Source organism: Niabella aurantiaca DSM 17617 (assembly GCF_000374125.1).
Lineage (GTDB): Bacteria > Bacteroidota > Bacteroidia > Chitinophagales > Chitinophagaceae > Niabella > Niabella aurantiaca.
On the sequence record NZ_KB893645.1, the window covers coordinates 137,211 to 156,358 of the forward strand.

Consider the following 19,148-nt stretch of genomic DNA (forward strand, 5'->3'; position numbering starts at 1 on the left):
AACCGCCGGAAAACTTAGGATTTGGAATTTAGAATTTAATGAAACATGGCAAAAACTTCAATTAAAGCCCGTCAGTTAAAAAGAGAAAAAATGGTGGAGCAATACGCCGCTAAAAGAGAGGAGCTGAAAAAAGCCGGTGACTATGCCGCTTTAGACAAGCTTCCTAAAAACTCTTCTAAAGTGCGTTTGAAAAACCGCTGCCAATTAACAGGCCGCCCTAAAGGGTATGTACGTTACTTTGGGATTTCCCGGGTAGCCTTGAGGGATATGGCATTGAATGGTAAAATTCCGGGACTGAAAAAAGCAAGCTGGTAATACCAGTGCATCGTTAATGACGAGTCGTTAATAGGATACCTGATAACGGATCGCCAGTAACAAATAACAGATATTCCAAAGCCGTAAGACAGGGTATGGGCTTTTAAAATAAACCACCCACTAAATTTAGAACTGATATAACTCATATAAAATGGTAACAGATCCAATTGCAGATTTTTTAACAAGAATACGTAATGCTCAAATGGCAGGCCACCGCATCGTGGACATTCCTGCATCTAACTTGAAGAAACGTATGACCGAGATCTTGTACAGTCAGGGATACATCCTGAAGTATAAGTTTGAAGAAGATAATAAGCAAGGGGTAATTAAAATCGCTTTGAAGTACGATGCTACTACCAAGCAGCCGGCCATTCAAAGCCTGGAAAGAATAAGCCGCCCCGGTTTGCGTCAATATGCCAAACCGGCGGATATCCGCCGGGTAAAGAACGGGCTGGGCATAGCGATCATGTCTACATCTAAAGGCGTAATGACCGATAAAGATGCCCGTAATCAAAATGTAGGCGGAGAAGTACTTTGTCACATTTATTAAATGTGCGGATGAGATAATTTGAAAATTTGAAGATGGTTTTCAAGTTATAAGTTCAAGGGGATGAATGGGAATCTTAAGTTTTTTATACGATAACTGAAAGCATTCAGACTTACATTTTCAAAGTATATAAATTTTCAAATTTTCAAATTAAGATTATGTCTCGTATAGGTAAACAAATCATCGCAGTTCCGGAAGGAGTTACGGTAACAGTAGGAAACGACAATGTTGTTACTGTTAAAGGGAAGAAAGGAGAGTTGAAACAATCCGTAAACGCCGATATCAAAGTAGTAGTAAAAGACGGAGAGATCGCGATCACCCGTCCTTCGGATCAGATCCATCACCGTGCGCTGCATGGATTAACCCGTGCGCTGGTAGCCAACCTGGTACAGGGCGTTACCAACGGGTTTGAAAAGAAAATGGAGCTGGTAGGGGTAGGTTATAAAGCAACCAACCAGGGCAATCAGCTGGATCTTTCCCTGGGCTATTCCCACAACATCATTTTCGATATTCCCAAGGAACTGACGGTTGCTACAGAAACCGTAAAGGGACAGAATCCTACCATTACCATCAGCGGAAGCGATAAGCAGCTGGTTGGCGCGGTTTGTGCAAAGATCCGCAGCCTGCGTAAACCCGAACCATATAAAGGAAAAGGGGTACGCTTTGTGGGTGAAGTGGTACGTAAGAAAGCAGGTAAGTCTGCAGGTAAATAATTGAAGTTTCAGGTTTTAAGTTTCATGTTCGAACGCAAAACCTGAAATCTTGAACTTGAAACATAAAAGGCCCTGGCAGCATCAGGGAATAAATAAAGAAATAATGTCAAACGCAAAAGTTAAAAGAAGAACCAGCATCCGCCGCTCCATTCGTCAGAAAATCAGCGGTACGTCCGAAAAGCCGAGACTGGCTGTATTTCGTAGCAATACGGACATCTATGCCCAGTTGATCGATGATAACAGTGGTGTAACCATTGCTGCGGCCTCTACAAAAGACAAGGATATCAAGGCTCAGTCAGGTACCAAATCTGAAAAGAGTAAGTTGGTAGGCGCAGCCATCGCCCGCAAAGCAGTAGAGCTGAAAGTAACCGGAGTGGTTTTTGACAGAGGCGGATACCTGTATCATGGACGCGTGAAAGCCGTTGCTGAGGGCGCAAGAGAGGGTGGTTTGCAATTTTAAAAAGTTATTCAATCTAAAACGAAATAATGTCAACAGTTAATTTCAACAATGTTAAAGCCGGCGACCTTGAATTGAAAGACAAGGTGGTAGCTATTAATCGTGTAGTAAAAACAACTAAAGGCGGTCGTGCATTCAGCTTTTCCGCGTTGGTTGTTGTGGGAGATGGCAACGGTGTTGTAGGACATGGTCTGGGAAAGGCAAAGGAAGTACAGGAAGCAATTACAAAAGGAATAGAAGACGCCAAGAAAAACCTTATTAAAGTTCCGATCATGAAAGGAACCATTCCGCATGATCAGTGGGCGAAAGAAGGTGCAGCCAAGGTAATGGTAAAACCGGCATCTGCAGGTACCGGTGTGATCGCCGGAGGCTCTATGCGGGCCGTATTGGAAGCAGCAGGCCTTACAGACGTGCTGGCAAAGAACCTGGGCTCCGCAAACCCGCACAACGTGGTAAAGGCAACCTTTAAGGCTTTGGCAATGATGCGGGAACCGGTGCATGTTGCAAAGACCCGCTCTTTAGGTTTAAAGAAAGTATTTAACGGATAAGAAATATTTATGGTTTGAGGTTGATGGTTTGAGGCAGATAAAAATCTCAAATCCCGAATCTCAAATCTCAAATCTGAGATTATGAAAAAGATAAAAGTTACTTTAGTTAAAAGCCCGATTGACCGCCCGGAAAGGCAGAAACTTACCTTGAAGGCTTTAGGATTGAATAAGACCAACAGCAGCAAAGAAGTAGAAGCTACTCCGCAGATTTTGGGAATGATCCGCAAAGTGGAGCATATGCTGAAGGTGGAAGAATTGTAAATTCCGATTTGATATCTATATTTGCACCGCTCCGGGCTGCAAAACCCGGAAAAAGTTTACAAAAAGCGAGCTCCCGCTTTTGGAGCGTAAGTAAAAAATAAAGCAATGAAATTACATGAATTGAAGCCTGCAAAAGGCGCTGTACACAAAGAAAAAAGAATTGGCCGTGGTGAAGGCAGTGGTTATGGCGGTACTTCTACAAAAGGAAATAAAGGAGGCCAAAGCCGTGCCGGTTACAAGCGGAAATTAGGACATGAAGGGGGCCAGATGCCCATTCAGCGCCGTACACCCAAAAGGGGCTTTAAGAACCCGGACAAAATTGTTTATAAGATCATCAACATTGGTCAGGTTGATCAATGGGCCGAAACACATAATATCTCTGATTTTTCTGCTGAAAATCTTTACGCAATGGGCTTTATTGGCAAAACCGACAAAGTAAAGGTTTTGGGTAATGGAGAAATTAAGGGCAAATTCACTTTTAAAGTTCACGCCATCAGCGAAAAAGCCAAAGCTGCGATTGAAGGCGCCGGCGGATCCGTTGAGATTTTAAAATAATTTCTCAAAAATAAATTTTGACGCACGTAGTGCGTCTTTTAATTTTGGAGAATTGACAATTTAAGAAGAATCAGGTGAAAAAACTAATTACTACACTTAAGAATATATGGAGCATTGAAGAGCTAAGGAGTAAAATTCTTTTCACTTTGTTGCTTGTCTTTATCTACCGGATCGGTAAATACATTCCTTTGCCCGGCATCAACCCGGTAACCCTGGAGGCCCTGCAAAAGAATAACGCGCAGAACGGGATCCTGGACCTGATCAACACCTTTGCGGGAGGCGCTTTTGAGCAGGCCTCTATTTTTGCGTTGGGGGTTATGCCCTATATTACCGCTTCCATCTTTATGCAGCTGGCAACAGTACTGGTACCTTCGTTCCAGAAAATGCAGAAGGAAGGAGAGAGCGGACGTAAAAAGATCAACCAGATCACCCGCTACCTGACCGTACTGGTAACATTCGTGCAGGCATTTGCATACCTGGCCTACCTGCAGCAGACTTCCGGTCCGGCGATTATGGCCGCATACGGCAGCTTCTATTTTTCATTGACCACCGTGATCCTTTTGACCACCGGCACCCTGTTTGTAATGTGGCTCGGGGAAAAGATCACCGATAAAGGCCTCGGAAACGGGGTTTCCCTGATCATTATGGTGGGGATCCTGGGACGTCTTCCGCAATCGATCGCGCAGGAATTGACCTTCCGCTCCACACGTACCGGCGACATCCTTATTTTTATCATCGAGATCGCCTTATTCATTGCCATCAACCTGGGTTGTATTGTATTGGTTCAGGGTGTACGGAAAGTACCGGTAAATTATGCGAAACAGATCGTTGGGAACCGGCAGTTTGGCGGTGCCCGGCAATTTCTTCCGCTGAAAGTAAATGCTGCGGGGGTAATGCCCATCATCTTTGCCCAGGCAATTATGTTTGTGCCCACCCTGTTTACCATGGGGAGCAAGAACGCGGATCTGGGAAGGATGTTTACCGATCATACCAATGGCTGGTACATGCTGATTTACGCAGTAGTGGTGATCGGCTTTACCTTCCTTTACACGGCATTGATCTTTAATCCCAAGCAGATCTCCGACAACCTGAAGCAAAACAATGGCTTTATCCCGGGTGTAAAACCAGGTCAGCCAACAACGGACTATATTGGTACCATCATGGACCGGATCACCTTCCCCGGAGCCGTTTTACTGGCATTGGTAGGTATTTTGCCGGGCGTGATCCAGAAGCTTTTTGGCATGACACAAGGGTTTGCTATGTTCTTTGGAGGTACTTCACTGCTGATCAACGTAGCGGTTATCCTGGATACGCTGCAGCAGGTAGAAACCCATCTGATGATGCGTCAGTATGATGGCCTTATGAAGAGTGGCCGCATCCAGGGACGCCAGAGCTCTTCAGCTATTCAGATTTAATTCGTTATAAGAAATTCAATAACTTTGCAGTCCCGCAACGCAAGTTGCGGGGCTTTTTTAATGAATATTATGGTAAAAATCAAATCGGACGAACAGGTGGAACTGATGCGCAGGAGCGCGTTGCTGGTAAGTAAAACGCTAACGGAGATCGCAAAGATTCTGAAGCCCGGTGTTGCAACACTGAGCCTGGACAGGATGATCGGTGAGTTCATAGCTGATCATAATGCGGTCCCTTCTTTTCTGAACTACAACGGGTACCCGTTCAATTCCTGTATCTCAGTAAATGACGTGGTGGTGCATGGTTTTCCGAACAAGTCCGTTTTGAAGCAGGGCGACATCGTTTCCATCGATGTAGGTGTGATCCTGGATAAATGGCATGGTGACCATGCTTACACCTTTGCAATCGGAGAGCCCGCTCCCGAAGTGCAGCAGCTGATCGCTGTTACAAAAGCCTCCTTATACAAGGGTATTGAAAAGGCCACCACAGGGCACCGGATCGGCGATATTGGTTTCGCCATTCAGCATTATACCGAAAAGGAGCGCGGCTATGGCGTGGTAAGGGAGCTGGTCGGGCATGGACTGGGACAGCGGATGCATGAAGATCCGCAGGTTCCCAATTATGGAAAAAGAGGCACCGGCATGAAGCTCCAGAGCGGAATGGTGCTGGCCATAGAACCGATGATCAACCTGGGGAAAAAAGAAGTATTTACGGAAGACGACGGCTGGACGGTGCGCACAAAGGATGGAAGCCCCTCGGTGCATTTTGAACATGATGTATGCATCCGGCCAGGGAAAGCCGATGTACTCTCCAACTATGCAACTATAGAGGAAGCAGAAAAACAAAACCCGGAGTTGTTTGTGTGCAGGCTGAATTCCTGATTTTTCTTGGAAAAAACAACGGGAAGCACTTTCTCCGGTCTTAATAGAAATATATGAAAATAGCGGTTATTGGCACAGGATACGTAGGACTTGTGACAGGCACCTGTTTTGCTGAAACGGGCAACCAGGTGATCTGTGTGGATGTGGACAGGGAAAAGATCGCAGCCCTGCAAAAGGGTATTACCCCCATCTATGAACCAGGGCTGGAAGTGTTGCTGACCCGGAATATCAAAGAACAGCGGATCGCATTTACCGATGACCTGGAAACGGCCGCAAAAGAAGCGCTGGTGATCTTCCTGGCCCTGCCTACGCCTTCCGGCGAAGATGGGGCTGCAGATCTCAGATATGTGCTGCAGGTAGCAGAACGGCTTTCCGGGCTTATTACTTCTTATAAGGTGATCGTGAACAAAAGCACGGTGCCTGTGGGAACCGCCGAAAAAGTGAGCGCTATCCTGTCGGAAAAGCTGTCCCGGGGGTTGTTTGATGTGGTCTCCAATCCCGAATTTTTAAGAGAGGGCGTTGCCGTGGACGATTTCCTGAAACCCGAAAGGGTGGTAGTGGGCGCGGGATCGGAGCGGGCCATTAAGATCATGACCGATCTGTACAGCCCCTTTGTGCGGCAGGGAAACCCGATCTATTTTATGGATGCCCGTAGTGCCGAAATGACCAAATATGCCGCCAATTCGTTCCTGGCGATGAAGATCTCCTTTATGAACGAGATCGCCAACCTGTGCGAGCGCACCGGCGCCAATGTGGATTGGGTACGTATCGGGATCGGCAGTGATCAGCGTATTGGAAAGCGCTTTCTTTTTCCGGGCATCGGCTACGGTGGAAGCTGTTTTCCGAAAGATGTGCTGGCTCTGAACCTTACCGCGCAGGAGCACGATTATGAGTTTCAGCTGCTGCAATCGGTCCTTACGGTAAACGCGCTTCAAAAACGAAGGATCGTTCAGAAGCTGAACCGGTATTTTAAGGAGCAGCTGAAAGACAGGCAATTTGCCATATGGGGGTTGGCTTTTAAGCCGGAAACGGACGACATCCGGGATGCACCATCCATTGAGATCATCCGTGAGTTGTTAACGGCCGGTGCTACGGTAACGGTGTACGATCCCGTAGCGATCGAAAATGTCCGCAAGGTGTTTGGCGACCAACTGATCTATTCCGATGGCCAGTATGAGGCATTAAAGGATGCGGATGCCCTGCTTATTTTAACGGAATGGAGCGCATTCCGGAACCCTGATTTTGAAAAAATTAAGAACAACCTGAAGGCACCTGTCATTTTTGACGGAAGAAATGTGTATTCACTGGAGAAGATGAAAGAGCTCGGGTTTCATTATGAGAGCATCGGCCGCAGCGATGTGCATTGACCGGCCGGTCTCTTCATTAGATGGTTAACGGCCAAACCGGTACAACTCCAGCAGGGGGTCCGGCTCATTGCGGAGCAGTTTTAAGATCAGCTCCATCCCCTGAACCGAAAAGGTAATTCCGTTGCCGCCAAATCCCAATACGAAAAAAGCGCCCGGGTATTTTTCATGCCGCCCGATATAGGGCAGGCCATCCCGGGTAGCCCCAAAGCATCCTGCCCATGAAAAGTCATCAATGAACTGGACGCCGGGTATGGTCCGGTTGAGCTTTTTTATCAGCTGGGTTGTCTTTTTCTCCTTGACCCGTTGCCTGAAAGTGCCGGAATTGAACGGGCTGTCTGCTCCGCCCACCAATAGCCTTCCGTCGTCCGTGGATCGTAAATACAGGTAGGGCGCTTCGGTATTCCACGCCACCAGCTCCCGAAGGGCTTCGGGCATCGGAGTATTTGTTTCACTAACACAGGCGAATGTGCTGAACAGGTTGGCCGTCTTTTCCGGGAACATGGATACGGTTTCAAAACCGGAGCAAAAAACGATCCTCCTGCAGGAAGCCATCACATCGCCCTCCAGCTGAAGGGATACACCTGCAGGCGCATAGCTGATCTTTTTGATGGCTGTCTGGTCAAATACTTTGAGTCCCCTTGCTATATTTTTTTGGATGAGCTCGTGGGTGAATTGATAGGCGTCCATGCTGGCCGCTTTTGCAGAACGGATGCCCCCATGCGTGCTCATCCCGTAGCGCCGATCAATGGCCCCGGCGGAAAGCCATTCCACGCCCAGCTGGTACCGGCTCCGCACTTCATACTCCTCTTTCAGCCACCGGGCAGCTTTGCTGTTATGCGCAAAATAGAGCGATTGCTTTGGCTCAAAACCGCATTCGATCGCCTCCTGGTTTACCAGCTCCCCAAGCCGGTCAATGGCTTTGATGCCGGCGGTATAGCAAAGGGCCGCCTCCGGTGCTCCGATCTGTTCTGCCAGTTTATAAAGCGGTACATCAATTTCGTACTGGAGTACGGAGGTAGTGGCGGCCGTGCTTCCCTGGCCAATATCCCTCTTATCAAGCAGGGTTACCTCGTACCCGGCATCCAACAGCGCATGGCTGATCAGCGCGCCTGTGATTCCGCCACCGATCACAATGATCTCGGAATCCAGGTTTTGCTGCAGGGACGGGTAGCTGTAAAGCAGCCCGTTCTTGATCAGCCAAAAAGATTCGAATGTTCTTAAACGCATTTTTCTAAGTAATTTTACCTGTTTCGTCCTCAATTTAAGACGAATTCGAGGCACTTACTACAAAAACATCATGGTGTGGCGCGTTTTGAAAGATCGGTGGGGTATCAGATAATTGATGAGTGGATGCAACGCGCGTCCAGGCGCCCTTTTCATTTTCAGAAGGAAACCTGGAAAAGGTTTGCAGAAGGGTATTCCGGCCTGGTGATCGCACCAACTGGTTTTGGCAAAACGTTTTCCGTGTTCCTGGCCCTGGTGATCCACTATTTAAACGATCCCGGTTCCTATGGCAACGGGCTGAAACTATTGTGGGTAACACCCCTGAGATCGCTGGCCAAAGACCTGGGAAGGGCCATGAAGACCGCATTGGAGGAGATCGGACTGGATTGGGAGGTAGGAGTGCGGAATGGCGATACCCCGGTGGCCGAGCGCCAGCGGCAGAAAAAGAAAATGCCCGAAGTGCTGATCATTACCCCGGAGAGCCTGCATCTGTTGTTTGCCCAAAAAAATAATACGGCTCTTTTTAAGTCCCTGCAATGCATTGTGGTGGATGAATGGCACGAGCTGCTGGGAAGCAAAAGGGGGGTATTGACCGAGCTGGCCATTGCCCGCTTAAAGGGAATTGCTCCTGGCATGCGGGTGTGGGGTATTTCGGCAACGATCGGGAATGTGGACGAAGCGCTGGCGGTGTTGCTGCCGCATGCATCGGGCCGGCGGATCCGGATACAGGCAAAGGAGCAAAAGAAAACGTCCATCCTGTCCATCATACCGGACCATATTGAGGAGTTGCCCTGGGCCGGGCACCTGGGTACCCGGTTGGCAAAGCGCCTGCTACCGGTGATCCAGGAAAGCAATACCACCCTGATCTTTACCAATACGCGCGGTCAGTCGGAGCTCTGGTACCAGGTGCTGCTGAGCGCAGCACCGGACCTGGCAGGGCAACTAGCCCTGCACCATGGTTCTGTGGATGCCGCATTGCGCGCCTGGATCGAGGAACGGTTGCATACCGGTCAGCTGAAAGTGGTGATCTGTACATCGTCGCTCGATCTCGGGGTCGATTTTAAACCGGTGGATACCGTTATACAGATCGGTTCGCCAAAGGGTGTAGCCCGGTTTTTACAACGGGCGGGGCGCAGCGGGCATTCGCCGTTTGAAACTTCCCGGATCTATTTTTTGCCCACGCATTCGCTGGAGCTGGTAGAAGCTGCAGCGCTGAAGGAAGCCGCAAAGGAAAAGATCATCGAGGACCGCGTGCCGCTGGTGCTTGCGTTTGATGTGCTGGTACAATACCTGGTAACGCTGGCCGTGGGTGAGGGCTTCCGGGAAGAAGCGCTGTTTGAAGAAGTAAAACAAACCTACTGTTTCCACCTGCTGAAGCCGGAAGAATGGCAATGGCTGCTGCGGTTCGTGACCTGGGGCGGTGACGTGCTGCATGCTTACGACGAATTCCAGAAAGTGGTCATAGAGGAGGGCCTTTACCGGGTAAAAAGCCGGAAGATCGCGATGATGCACCGGATGAACCTGGGTGTGATCGTCAGCGACCCCATGCTGAAAGTGAAGTATTTGTCGGGGGGGTATATTGGAATGGTGGAGGAATATTTTGTTGCCCGGTTGCTGCCGGGCGACACCTTCGGCCTGGCCGGAAAAGTGGTGGAGTTCGTGATGATCAAAGAGATGACGGTACTGGTGCGGCATAGCAAGGCGAAGCGGGCGATCACCCCCAGCTGGATGGGCGGGCGGCTGCCGCTTTCTTCCAACCTCAGTGCCTTATTGCGGCACAAGTACACGGATGCATTGAACCCCGGTACCCACGACAAAGAGTTGAAAGCGTTATATCCTTTATTTGTACAGCAGCAGCAGGTATCCCATGTACCGGCGGAAGACGAATTCCTGATCGAGTTGATCGAAACAAAGGACGGCCATCATATCTATATGTACCCCTTTGAAGGACGGCTGGTGCATGAAGTGATGGCGGCACTGGTAGCCTATCGCTTTAGCAGGATCCGGCCCATCACCTTTTCCATGGCGATGAATGATTATGGCTTTGAGCTGCTGAGCGATCAGCAACTGGAATTTACCCCGGAGCAACTGAAAACGATCTTTTCAACCGAAAACCTGACGGCAGATATCAGCAAAAGCATTAACGCAGCAGAGATGGCGGGCCGTAAATTCAGGGATATTTCGGTTATAGCGGGCCTGGTAATGCGCAACTATGCCGGGCATTTAAAAAACAATAAAAACCTTCAGTCGTCTTCGGGCCTGATCTTCCGGATCTTTGAGCAATATGATCCGCAGAACCTTTTGTTGCGGCAGGCATTTGATGAAGTGTTTTATCAGCAGCTGGAAGAACCGCGGCTGATGGCTGCCCTGCAGCGTATACTCAGAAGCAAAATAGTGATCATCCGGGCCGGGGCGTTTACACCACTGAGTTTTCCGATAAAGGTGGACAGCCTCCGTCAGAATTTAAGCAGCGAAGAGCTGGACACGAAGATCCGGCGGATGCAGGAAGAGGCCCAACATAAAACAAGGAGAAAAGATGCCGGGAACAAATAGTGTGGAAATCGTTTACAGGGATGAATTGCTGATCCTTTCTGCCGCAAGAGCGGTTTACTGGCCTGCTCAGAAAATGCTGGTGCTGGCAGACCTGCATCTTGGAAAAACCGGTTATTTCCGTTCGCATGGCATCCCCGTTTCTACCGGGGTAACGCAGGATGACCTGCAGCGCCTGGCGGAACTGATTGAACAGTTTAAGCCGGAGCAGGTACTGGTGGCCGGCGACTTGTTTCATCACCGGTTTAATAAGGATATCCTGTTTTTTAAAGACTGGCGGCAATCCTACAAGGCATTACAGTTTGTGCTGGTACCCGGTAATCATGACCGGCATATGGATATGGACTACGGAGCGCTGGCAGTACAGGTTACCGGTCCGGAATATTTTCAGACCCCGTTCCGTTTTATACACGCCGCGGAGACGGTATGTAAAGAGTGGATCACGATCTCCGGGCACATACATCCGGGCTATACGATCAGCGGAAAAGCCCGGCAATCGCTTTGCCTGCCTTGCTTTGTGCATGGGCCCGATCATTTGCTGTTACCTGCCTTCAGCGCTTTTACCGGCTTATGCACATCGTTCAATAAGGAAAATAATCCCCGTTTTTTTGTGATAAGCGATGAAAAGATCTTCCGGTTTTAACAGCGGTAGCCTGGGTGTTTGGCATCATATTTTGTCTTATTTATAGAAAACAGGAGGTGTTATGGGTGTAAAAAAGCATAAGACGGCAAATCCGATCGATAAAAAAAAGGAAGTGGAGCAAAGCAATGATCCGAAGATCACACAGGATCTGCCTGGTTTTCCGCATCATCCCTCTTCAGAAGAAGATCTGAAAAGAAAACACGAAAAGGATGTGAAAAGGAAAAAGGATTAGCCGGCTGTTCCGTTGATCGCGTGCGGAAATATTCTATTCAAACAATTCCTGGTCGTTCCGTTCATCCATCGGGATCTTTTTGATAAAATCGTCAAACTCGGGGCCTTCATGGCTGCTGTACGGGCCATAAACATCCAGGATATAACCGTGGTTACCCTCCTGGTCCTTTGTTACATAGAGTACCGTATTGTTATCCGGATCCGATTCGTCTTCAAAACGGAAGGTTTTAATGATCAGGAGGTCTTCGGGTTGGTATACGAGGCGGTGCTTTTCTGAAACCATCTGCTTCCGGTCGTTCATCGTGATTTCCTGATCAATATCTTTTTGCTTCAGTTTTTCCAACACCTGGGTAAGTGTGGTCATTTCTGTTTTTTGTTGCATAATATAGCGGTTTAGGATGTCAGAAATCTTATTCTCTTCCATTCTAAAACAGAAACTGCGCCAAAAAGGATGAAGAAAGCGTTATTTTAAACGGTATTTGCGCTGCACCCGGGGACTGTCAAAGTATTTATTGATCTGGTCTTCCGACATCGTCTCCGCTATTTCGGTGGGCACTTCTGCCAGCTGGGTCTGGCTTTGCCGGAGCTCTTTTTTAATAGCTTCCGTTTTTGTTGCAATATTCGGGTCGCGGTCGCTGGACAGTTTATTATCAAAGAGCACATATTCGAGCCGTTTAATATTGGCCCGGAGCAGGCTGGCCTGGTTTTGTTCCACATTTTTTACCGGTGCTGCAGCTTCCTTTACCGGCAAAGCCACTATGCCGATGCTTGGCAGGATCTTCCCGGTATTGGCCCTTCCCTTGTCCTTTTCATCTTTAGGATCCGCAGTGGTTGCCAGAACAGTTCCGGTGAGGGTAGTGGTTGCCGTGGTAATGTCGAAACCAGACCGCCAGCTTTTTGTATTCTTTAGCTTTTTATCCAGCTGGAGAAAAGTGTATTTATACCGCAGGAGCCAGCGGTTCATATTTTCCACGGCGTCATTATATTCCCGGGTAGCGATGTCAAAATTCAGGGCGTTTCTGATAACGACGCGTACGCGGGCTGTATCCGTAAAATTAAACTGGGTGGTACCGATGAACATCAGGTTTACGATCTTTACACGGGCTGAGTCTTTTTCGTTCACAAAGTCGTAGCCCGGCGTCCATTCAAAGGTATCATCGCAGCTCTTGGGCAGTTTAAAATTGCCAATGGAGATGTTACTGGAAACGAGGATCCGCTCAATGGAAAAATTTCCGTTATCGCAAAGAATATTGAAGGCCAGTTTATTGCCTTCTTCAATATACACCGGGCTTACAACGGACGGCTTTACCCGTGGAAAAATAATATCGGTGCTGTAAAATGAAATCGTAAACGAAGTGTCTACCCGGTCATTGGGATCCGAAAGGTTCTGTACCCCGATCTGTACGGGATATTTGGTGTCGTATTTCAACCTGCCGGCCATGAACAGGGATTTATTGGCCTTAAAGGAGAGGGTACCATTGTCCTTGTCGATCCGCAATCCGGTTGGCGCATCCTTCAGGAACCAGTAATAGTTTTTGACAGGCTTGTTGATCTGTAGTTTATACGACAGGCTGGAGTCTACGTGCAACGAAAAAAATGGGTTCAGGTTAATGATCCTCAGGGCTGTATCGATATGACGGTAAACATTGTTATTGATCGAGGGAAGGTTTACAGAGTCATTTATAACCTGGGCATTGAGTGCTCCGGAACCGGTAAGCACAAGCGCTGTAAAAAATATTATTTTTCTAAGCATGATCATAATGGGCGGTTAAAATGATTTGCGAATTTACTGGATTATGACGAACTGCGCGGGAATAAGGTTTTATTTGAAGCGCGGAAAATAAAAAAGCCCATTGTAGAAACAACGGGCTCTAAACCAAAACTAACTGCTTATGAGAAAAATTTATGTGTCTTTTTAGATCATTAAAGAACTTCTATATCTTTTGACGCCGTTTTTATATTTTCCTTTTTCTGAATGGTCACTATTAAGATACCATTAACATATTTGGCTTCAATTTTATCCGTATCCACTTTGTCGTCAACGGTAAAGGTCCTTTTAAAAGACCGGGTCCGGAACTCCTTGCGGATCGTTTTACCCGTTGTGGCAGAGGCTTCCTCGCTTTTATCAACAGCGATCGTCAGGATTTGTTGGTCAAGGTTGATCTTGAAATCGCCTTTTTCAAATCCGGGCGCTACAACTTCGATCTGGTACTCGTTTTCTTTTTCAAGGATGTTTACGGGTACGAATCCTTTAATATTCGGATTTTTTACTTCCGTCTTGAAAAGAGTGGGGATCTCCGTCATGAAATCGTCTACCAGGCTGGTCAATGTTCTTTCGAAAGGGGTACCGTTGAATTTTACGTTTGTCATTGCTATTCGTTTTAATAAATTTTAAAATTTTGATTCGTTTCCAATAGTTCAAATTAGCGACCAATTCAAAGTATCGGAAATAATGACATTATTTGTCCAATTTTATTGACAAAATGTCATTATTCGATAGTGTTTAGCGTATGAATTGTCAGTTTGCTGGAGAGAGGATGCCGCAGATCCATCGGTTGGATGTTGCCGCGATTCACTTGCCGGCCATTCATGATCTGCGCATCGGCGGCAAAGAATTAAGAACTTCATAGTATAAGTGCCGCGGATCCGCAGCGTTTTTTATGCTCACAGATGGCACAGAGTTTTACAGATTTGTATTGAATCATTTTAAGTCTGTGCCAGTCTGTGAAATCCGTAAGGCCCTTTTACATATTTTCTTGCGCCTCCCCTGGTTCTCCGGGGCGTCATTCGGCTCTTTTATAAATCACCGTCAAGAACCGGAATGCTCCTCTTCATCATCGCACCAACTTTTTATCTATTTTTGTGTTATCGTTTTAAATTAATATAAATTATGTATCCACAGGAAATAGTGATCCCGATGATGGAAGAATTGACCGACAACGGTTTTGAAAATCTTTCCACCCCGGAAGCTGTAGAAGCTTCATTAGCAAAAAAAGGAACCAATCTTTTGGTAATTAATTCGGTATGCGGATGTTCTGCCGGAACGGCACGGCCCGGTGTTTTGTTGGCAGTAGCCAATACGGAAAAAAAGCCGGACCATCTGACCACCAGTTTTGCCGGGTTCGATATGGATGCGGTAAGCAAGGTACGGGAGCATTTGTTACCCTACCCGCCGTCTTCTCCCTCCATTGCTTTGTTTAAAGACGGAGCGTTGGTGCATTTTATCGAACGTCATCAGATCGAGGGGCGCTCTGCGCAAATGATCGCTCAGAATCTGATCGCTGCTTTTGACGAGTATTGCAATTAATTACGCCCCGGGGGTTAATGAACAGAAGGTCCTACATGGAAGAATGCAGGACCTTTTCTTTTGCCCGTTTCGAAACTACAGCGGGTGCTAAAAGGAAAACTTTTAAGTGTTTAAACCTTAAACCTGCCTTATATTTGTAATATTGTGCTCAATTTTAACGCATGTATCCAAACCTGTATTACGTATTTAAAGATTTTTTCGGAATTGAGTGGAACTTTCTGCATTTTGTAAATTCCTTTGGTTTTTTTGTTGCGCTGGCCTTTATCATCTGTTCCATTGTACTGGCAAAGGAGCTTCGCCGGAAAGGAAAAGAAGGGCTGCTGGGCCCGGTAGAGGAAAAAGTGGTGGTGGGCAAACCGGCTTCAACGGCGGAGCTGGGCGCGAACTTTGGCCTTGGTTTTCTGCTTGGATACAAGATCATCGGACTGTTCCTTGCAAACGGCAATGCTGTTAACCCGCAGGAATATATCTTTTCTTCCCGCGGCAACTGGCTGGCGGGCATCGGGCTGGGATTGGTATTTGCTTTTATAAAATGGCGCGAAAAGAACCGGCAGAAGCTGGCCACGCCCGAAACGCGCACGATCAGGGTCTGGCCGCACGACCGGGTGGGGGAGATCACCATGATCGCGATCATTTTCGGGTTGCTGGGCGCTAAATTGTTCGACACTTTTGAGAACTGGGATTCATTCATTAAAGACCCGTCCTCTATTTTTTCGATGTCGGGGCTGACCTTTTATGGCGGACTGATCTGTGCCGGTATCGCCCTTTGGTGGTATACCCGTAAGCACCAGATCCCTTTCCGGCATTTCCTCGATGTAATGGCCCCGGTGATGATGCTGGCATACGGCCTGGGGCGCATCGGCTGCCAGGTTGCCGGCGATGGGGACTGGGGCATTTATAATGCTGCGTTCAAAACAACGGCAGCCGGAGGAGTTGTTCCGGCCTCCCTGAGCGATTTTCAGGCAACCGTGGCGCAGCAGGCAGACTTCTTTGCACACAATTCCACACATCATGCATTTTTTCCGAAACCGGGATTCCTGAGCTTTTTGCCCGACTGGTTTTTTGCCTATGATTTTCCGCACAATGTGAACGAAACCGGTATAGCCCTTGCAGGCTGCACCGGCAAATACTGCAATCACCTCCCGGTTCCCGTATTTCCTACCTCTCTTTATGAGATCATTATGGGACTTCTTCTTTTTGGCCTACTGTGGCTGATCCGGAAGCGCTTTAAAACACCCGGCATGCTTTTTGGCATCTATTTGATATTAAATGGCTTGGAACGATTTTTCATAGAAAAGATCCGGGTAAACGTGAAAATGGAATTCCTCGGCATGCAGATCACACAGGCGGAACTGATCTCGTTTTTGATGGTCATTGGCGGAATTCTGATGATCATTGCATTAAAACGCATGAACCGGGAAGGAAACACCCCTTTAAAAACGTCATAATCTAAGGATAACTATCTTTTTAAAAAACTGTTATATTACAGATAAGTTCTGATACCAGATGGTTTTTCGCAAATTCTGTTGTATCTTTGAATGTTTTTAAAAAAACTGTTAATATTATCCTATAGGAAATCCGGGCCCTTTCCGGAAGGCTATTATAACTAAATTTTATTATGCGCCAGCTAAAAATTGCTACACAAATTACTAACCGTGATTCTCAGGCGGTCGAAAAATATCTGCAGGAAATTTCGAAGATTTCCATGATCACGCCTGAGGAGGAAACAACACTGGCCCAGAAGATAAAAATGGGTGATCAGCGTGCATTGGATAAACTGGTTCAGGCGAACCTGCGTTTTGTGGTGTCCGTAGCAAAGCAATACCAACACCAGGGGCTTTCGTTAAGCGATCTGATCAACGAGGGGAACCTCGGGTTGATCAAGGCTGCGCAACGTTTTGATGAAACCAAAGGTTTTAAGTTTATTTCTTATGCGGTTTGGTGGATCCGCCAGTCCATTTTGCAGGCTCTGGCAGAGCAGGGAAGACTGGTGCGTTTGCCACAGAACAAGATCGGAACCTATAATAAAGCCAATAAGGCGTATATGGCTTTTGAACAGGAGCACGAGCGGGAGCCCTCCACAGAAGAGTTGTCGGAGCTGCTGGAAATGAGTGAAACAGAGATCAATAATATTTTTCAGAGCAATACCCGCCATACTTCACTGGATGCCCCGGTGCATGAAGCCGAAGATGTGGCCATGGGCGACCTGCTGGAAGGCGGTTCGGATACAGATGATGATGTGATGAAGGATTCGTTGCGCAATGAGATCCGCCGTGTTTTGAAATCACTTTCTCCAAGAGAAGCTGAAATCGTAAACGCGTACTTTGGCCTGGATGGGGAAAATGGTGTGACGATCGAGCAGATCGGTCAGAAATATGACCTCACCAAGGAGCGTATCCGCCAGATAAAGGAAAGAGCCATCAAGCGTTTGCAGAAAGCACGTTATAGCAGTGCACTGAAATCATACCTGGGATAGGTTGAATTTTTGATAAAGTAATAAAAAGCTTCGGACTATTTTCGGGGTTTTTTTTTGTTCTTGCCGGAGTAGATTTATTTTCCGCTATGAAGAAAGTGGTTGCATTACACTGCGTGGTATTATGCGTTTGGAATGCATCGGGACAAAATGAGATCAAAATGTACCGGCTGGACAACGGTCCGGTTTACGATCAAAGGCAGTTTGATAGTATTCTGGGTGCCGGAAATGTGGCCATATCCCTGATCAGCAGTGAAAAAAAAGGGGATACCATTTTTGTTAACAGCAAGATAAATAAAATAGCCCCACAGGAGATCGTGGGAAAATATGAAAAGAAGCAATTGCCGGCACTCTCTTTTTCGGATATACGCGGCAGGCGTTACGATAGCCGGAAATTAAAAGGCTATGTGCTTTACTTCAACTTTTGGTCGGTTTTCTGCGGTCCCTGCGTAGCAGAAATACCGGATCTCAATCAATTGAAGGACTTGTATAAAGGCAAAAAAGCTTTATTCTTTGCCATTGCCCCTGAATCTGAGGCGGAGCTCAAAACGTTTTTGGCAGCCCATCCGTTTAATTTTAATATTGTAAGCAGCAGTGCACTATTTAAAGAACTCGGGATTGATGGTTATCCCGCTCATTTCTTTATAGACCGTAACGGAGTGATCCGTAAAGTCAGTACCGGCACGCCGCTTAAAAAGAATCCCGATACCGGTAAATGGGAGGTGAACGTAGTTGGAAGCAATGCTGAAATCATGAATCAATTAAAATAGCATGAAAATTCTAGTAACAGGCTCAAACGGGCTGGTAGGAAGTTATGTGGTGCAGCAATTGCTGGAGGCCGGGCACACCGTGTTTGCGTCTTCGCGTACGGAAGACCGATCTGCGTTTAAAGCGCCCAATTACCGCTTTGTACAAATGGATTTTACTGATCCGTATGCGCTGGATGCCGCTTTTGAAGCGATACAGCCGGAAGTAGTGGTGCACAGCGGTGCCCAAAGCAAACCAGATGATTGTGAAAAAGACCAGGCGGAAGCCTATAGGGTCAATACGGTGGGAACGGTGCAGCTGCTGTTGAATGCAGCCGCGTGCCGGAGCTTTTTTATCTTTTTATCAACCGATTTTATTTTTAACGGGAAGGAAGGCATGCATGGGGAGCAGGATCCGGCAGACCCGGTCAACTATTATGGCCGGACCAAGCTGGAAGCGGAAGAGGCCGTGCAGGAATATGCGCATGGCTGGGCGGTTGTACGTACGGTATTTGTGTATGGAAAGCCCCTGCATGGGCGTGATTGCTTTGTGACCATGATCTCCAAAAAACTCCGGGATCGTGAACCGTATAAAGTGGTGGACGACCAGGAGCGGACACCCACGTATGCCGGCGACCTGGCAAAAGGAATTGCGGCGATCATCGAAAAAAGAGCGCCGGGTATCTTTCACCTGTGTGGTGAGGATGTGTTGTCGCCTTACCGGATGGCAATGAAGGTGGCGGAGTATATGGGCATTGCAGATCATTTGCTGGAGCCGGTAACCACGGCTTCGCTGCATGCCGTGGCAAAACGCCCGTTAAAAAGCGGCCTGGACGTGTCCCGCGCAAAACAACTGCTGGGCTACAGGCCCTTATCTTTTCAGGAAGGGTTGCAAAGAACGCTTGGGGGATAAAGCG

At 47.6% G+C, this 19,148-nt stretch carries 22 protein-coding genes; 18 read left to right on the forward strand and 4 right to left on the reverse strand.

Annotated features, from left to right (window positions below; translation table 11 throughout):
• Positions 1–45: 45 nt before the first annotated feature.
• The 10 genes from rpsN (at position 46) to B160_RS0121810 (ending at position 7,057) form a co-directional block, all read left to right on the forward strand.
• Positions 46–315 (forward strand): 30S ribosomal protein S14, encoded by a 270-nt coding sequence (gene rpsN / locus B160_RS0121765; RefSeq protein ID WP_018630060.1) that lies wholly within the window; start codon positions 46–48, stop codon positions 313–315.
• Positions 316–466: 151 nt separating this feature from the next.
• Positions 467–865, forward strand: a complete 399-nt coding sequence (gene rpsH / locus B160_RS0121770) for a 30S ribosomal protein S8 (protein WP_026309932.1) — start codon at positions 467–469, stop codon at positions 863–865.
• 155 nt (positions 866–1,020) lie between these two features.
• Positions 1,021–1,575, forward strand: a complete 555-nt coding sequence (gene rplF, locus B160_RS0121775) for a 50S ribosomal protein L6 (protein WP_018630062.1) — start codon at positions 1,021–1,023, stop codon at positions 1,573–1,575.
• Between the two features lie 103 nt (positions 1,576–1,678).
• Positions 1,679–2,035 (forward strand): 50S ribosomal protein L18, encoded by a 357-nt coding sequence (gene rplR / locus B160_RS0121780; protein ID WP_026309933.1) that lies wholly within the window; start codon positions 1,679–1,681, stop codon positions 2,033–2,035.
• Positions 2,036–2,061: 26 nt separating this feature from the next.
• Positions 2,062–2,580, forward strand: coding sequence for a 30S ribosomal protein S5 (rpsE, locus tag B160_RS0121785; RefSeq protein WP_018630064.1), 519 nt, complete (start codon positions 2,062–2,064; stop codon positions 2,578–2,580).
• Positions 2,581–2,661: 81 nt separating this feature from the next.
• Positions 2,662–2,841 carry a 50S ribosomal protein L30 gene (gene rpmD / locus B160_RS0121790; RefSeq protein WP_018630065.1) on the forward strand — a complete coding sequence of 60 codons (180 nt, stop codon included), beginning with the start codon at positions 2,662–2,664 and terminating at the stop codon, positions 2,839–2,841.
• A gap of 105 nt (positions 2,842–2,946) precedes the next feature.
• Positions 2,947–3,396: a 50S ribosomal protein L15 gene (gene rplO, locus B160_RS0121795; protein ID WP_018630066.1), complete on the forward strand. Its 450-nt coding sequence runs from the start codon at positions 2,947–2,949 to the stop codon at positions 3,394–3,396.
• 74 nt (positions 3,397–3,470) lie between these two features.
• Positions 3,471–4,811, forward strand: a complete 1,341-nt coding sequence (gene secY, locus B160_RS0121800) for a preprotein translocase subunit SecY (RefSeq protein ID WP_026309934.1) — start codon at positions 3,471–3,473, stop codon at positions 4,809–4,811.
• A gap of 69 nt (positions 4,812–4,880) precedes the next feature.
• A complete protein-coding gene (gene map / locus B160_RS0121805) occupies positions 4,881–5,690 on the forward strand; it encodes a type I methionyl aminopeptidase (RefSeq protein WP_026309935.1) in 810 nt (269 codons plus the stop codon).
• A gap of 53 nt (positions 5,691–5,743) precedes the next feature.
• A complete protein-coding gene (locus tag B160_RS0121810; protein ID WP_018630069.1) occupies positions 5,744–7,057 on the forward strand; it encodes a UDP-glucose dehydrogenase family protein in 1,314 nt (437 codons plus the stop codon).
• 24 nt (positions 7,058–7,081) lie between these two features.
• Here the strand turns inward: B160_RS0121810 and B160_RS0121815 are convergent, their stop codons facing one another.
• Positions 7,082–8,284 carry an NAD(P)/FAD-dependent oxidoreductase gene (locus tag B160_RS0121815; RefSeq protein ID WP_018630070.1) on the reverse strand — a complete coding sequence of 401 codons (1,203 nt, stop codon included), beginning with the start codon at positions 8,282–8,284 and terminating at the stop codon, positions 7,082–7,084.
• A 75-nt stretch (positions 8,285–8,359) separates the two neighbouring features.
• Here B160_RS0121815 and B160_RS0121820 point away from each other — a divergent pair, with 75 nt between their 5' ends.
• The 3 genes from B160_RS0121820 to B160_RS31830 all read left to right on the forward strand — a co-directional run bounded on the left by B160_RS0121820 (position 8,360) and on the right by B160_RS31830 (position 11,706).
• Positions 8,360–10,834, forward strand: coding sequence for a ligase-associated DNA damage response DEXH box helicase (locus B160_RS0121820; RefSeq protein WP_026309936.1), 2,475 nt, complete (start codon positions 8,360–8,362; stop codon positions 10,832–10,834).
• Complete coding sequence (gene pdeM, locus B160_RS0121825; protein ID WP_018630072.1) at positions 10,818–11,474, forward strand: ligase-associated DNA damage response endonuclease PdeM; 657 nt, start codon at positions 10,818–10,820, stop codon at positions 11,472–11,474. Before B160_RS0121820 ends, pdeM begins: the two co-directional genes overlap by 17 nt.
• Positions 11,475–11,535: 61 nt before the next feature.
• Entirely contained in the window at positions 11,536–11,706 is a 171-nt protein-coding gene (locus tag B160_RS31830) for a hypothetical protein (RefSeq protein WP_018630073.1), read from the forward strand.
• Positions 11,707–11,739: 33 nt separating this feature from the next.
• Here the strand turns inward: B160_RS31830 and B160_RS0121835 are convergent, their stop codons facing one another.
• The 3 genes from B160_RS0121835 to B160_RS0121845 form a co-directional block, all read right to left on the reverse strand.
• Positions 11,740–12,087 carry a hypothetical protein gene (locus B160_RS0121835; RefSeq protein WP_026309937.1) on the reverse strand — a complete coding sequence of 116 codons (348 nt, stop codon included), beginning with the start codon at positions 12,085–12,087 and terminating at the stop codon, positions 11,740–11,742.
• A gap of 81 nt (positions 12,088–12,168) precedes the next feature.
• A complete protein-coding gene (locus B160_RS0121840; protein WP_157558188.1) occupies positions 12,169–13,458 on the reverse strand; it encodes a hypothetical protein in 1,290 nt (429 codons plus the stop codon).
• Between the two features lie 170 nt (positions 13,459–13,628).
• Positions 13,629–14,075, reverse strand: coding sequence for an Hsp20/alpha crystallin family protein (locus B160_RS0121845; RefSeq protein WP_018630076.1), 447 nt, complete (start codon positions 14,073–14,075; stop codon positions 13,629–13,631).
• Between the two features lie 520 nt (positions 14,076–14,595).
• Between B160_RS0121845 and B160_RS0121850 the strand changes: the two genes are divergently transcribed.
• From B160_RS0121850 to B160_RS0121870, 5 genes are all read left to right on the forward strand, one after another.
• Complete coding sequence (locus B160_RS0121850) at positions 14,596–15,012, forward strand: BrxA/BrxB family bacilliredoxin (protein WP_018630077.1); 417 nt, start codon at positions 14,596–14,598, stop codon at positions 15,010–15,012.
• Between the two features lie 161 nt (positions 15,013–15,173).
• Positions 15,174–16,460, forward strand: coding sequence for a prolipoprotein diacylglyceryl transferase (locus B160_RS0121855; RefSeq protein ID WP_018630078.1), 1,287 nt, complete (start codon positions 15,174–15,176; stop codon positions 16,458–16,460).
• Between the two features lie 170 nt (positions 16,461–16,630).
• Entirely contained in the window at positions 16,631–17,488 is an 858-nt protein-coding gene (locus tag B160_RS0121860; protein WP_008585204.1) for a sigma-70 family RNA polymerase sigma factor, read from the forward strand.
• A gap of 86 nt (positions 17,489–17,574) precedes the next feature.
• Positions 17,575–18,255, forward strand: coding sequence for a TlpA disulfide reductase family protein (locus B160_RS0121865; RefSeq protein ID WP_040680267.1), 681 nt, complete (start codon positions 17,575–17,577; stop codon positions 18,253–18,255).
• Position 18,256: 1 nt separating this feature from the next.
• Positions 18,257–19,144: an SDR family oxidoreductase gene (locus B160_RS0121870; RefSeq protein ID WP_018630080.1), complete on the forward strand. Its 888-nt coding sequence runs from the start codon at positions 18,257–18,259 to the stop codon at positions 19,142–19,144.
• Positions 19,145–19,148 lie beyond the last annotated feature (4 nt).

Excerpts from the sequence above, each read along its gene's own strand:
- B160_RS0121840 (WP_157558188.1), bottom strand. The coding sequence starts at position 13,458 with ATGCTTAGAAAAATAATATTTTTTACAGCGCTTGTGCTTACCGGTTCC.
- rplO (WP_018630066.1), top strand. The coding sequence starts at position 2,947 with ATGAAATTACATGAATTGAAGCCTGCAAAAGGCGCTGTACACAAAGAA.
- rpsE (WP_018630064.1), top strand. The coding sequence starts at position 2,062 with ATGTCAACAGTTAATTTCAACAATGTTAAAGCCGGCGACCTTGAATTG.
- rplR (WP_026309933.1), top strand. The coding sequence starts at position 1,679 with ATGTCAAACGCAAAAGTTAAAAGAAGAACCAGCATCCGCCGCTCCATT.
- rpmD (WP_018630065.1), top strand. The coding sequence starts at position 2,662 with ATGAAAAAGATAAAAGTTACTTTAGTTAAAAGCCCGATTGACCGCCCG.
- rpsH (WP_026309932.1), top strand. The coding sequence starts at position 467 with ATGGTAACAGATCCAATTGCAGATTTTTTAACAAGAATACGTAATGCT.
- B160_RS31830 (WP_018630073.1), top strand. The coding sequence starts at position 11,536 with ATGGGTGTAAAAAAGCATAAGACGGCAAATCCGATCGATAAAAAAAAG.
- pdeM (WP_018630072.1), top strand. The coding sequence starts at position 10,818 with ATGCCGGGAACAAATAGTGTGGAAATCGTTTACAGGGATGAATTGCTG.
- B160_RS0121865 (WP_040680267.1), top strand. The coding sequence starts at position 17,575 with ATGAAGAAAGTGGTTGCATTACACTGCGTGGTATTATGCGTTTGGAAT.
- B160_RS0121855 (WP_018630078.1), top strand. The coding sequence starts at position 15,174 with ATGTATCCAAACCTGTATTACGTATTTAAAGATTTTTTCGGAATTGAG.
- B160_RS0121815 (WP_018630070.1), bottom strand. The coding sequence starts at position 8,284 with ATGCGTTTAAGAACATTCGAATCTTTTTGGCTGATCAAGAACGGGCTG.
- B160_RS0121835 (WP_026309937.1), bottom strand. The coding sequence starts at position 12,087 with ATGCAACAAAAAACAGAAATGACCACACTTACCCAGGTGTTGGAAAAA.
- B160_RS0121845 (WP_018630076.1), bottom strand. The coding sequence starts at position 14,075 with ATGACAAACGTAAAATTCAACGGTACCCCTTTCGAAAGAACATTGACC.
- B160_RS0121810 (WP_018630069.1), top strand. The coding sequence starts at position 5,744 with ATGAAAATAGCGGTTATTGGCACAGGATACGTAGGACTTGTGACAGGC.
- rplF (WP_018630062.1), top strand. The coding sequence starts at position 1,021 with ATGTCTCGTATAGGTAAACAAATCATCGCAGTTCCGGAAGGAGTTACG.
- B160_RS0121850 (WP_018630077.1), top strand. The coding sequence starts at position 14,596 with ATGTATCCACAGGAAATAGTGATCCCGATGATGGAAGAATTGACCGAC.
- map (WP_026309935.1), top strand. The coding sequence starts at position 4,881 with ATGGTAAAAATCAAATCGGACGAACAGGTGGAACTGATGCGCAGGAGC.
- B160_RS0121870 (WP_018630080.1), top strand. The coding sequence starts at position 18,257 with ATGAAAATTCTAGTAACAGGCTCAAACGGGCTGGTAGGAAGTTATGTG.
- B160_RS0121860 (WP_008585204.1), top strand. The coding sequence starts at position 16,631 with ATGCGCCAGCTAAAAATTGCTACACAAATTACTAACCGTGATTCTCAG.
- rpsN (WP_018630060.1), top strand. The coding sequence starts at position 46 with ATGGCAAAAACTTCAATTAAAGCCCGTCAGTTAAAAAGAGAAAAAATG.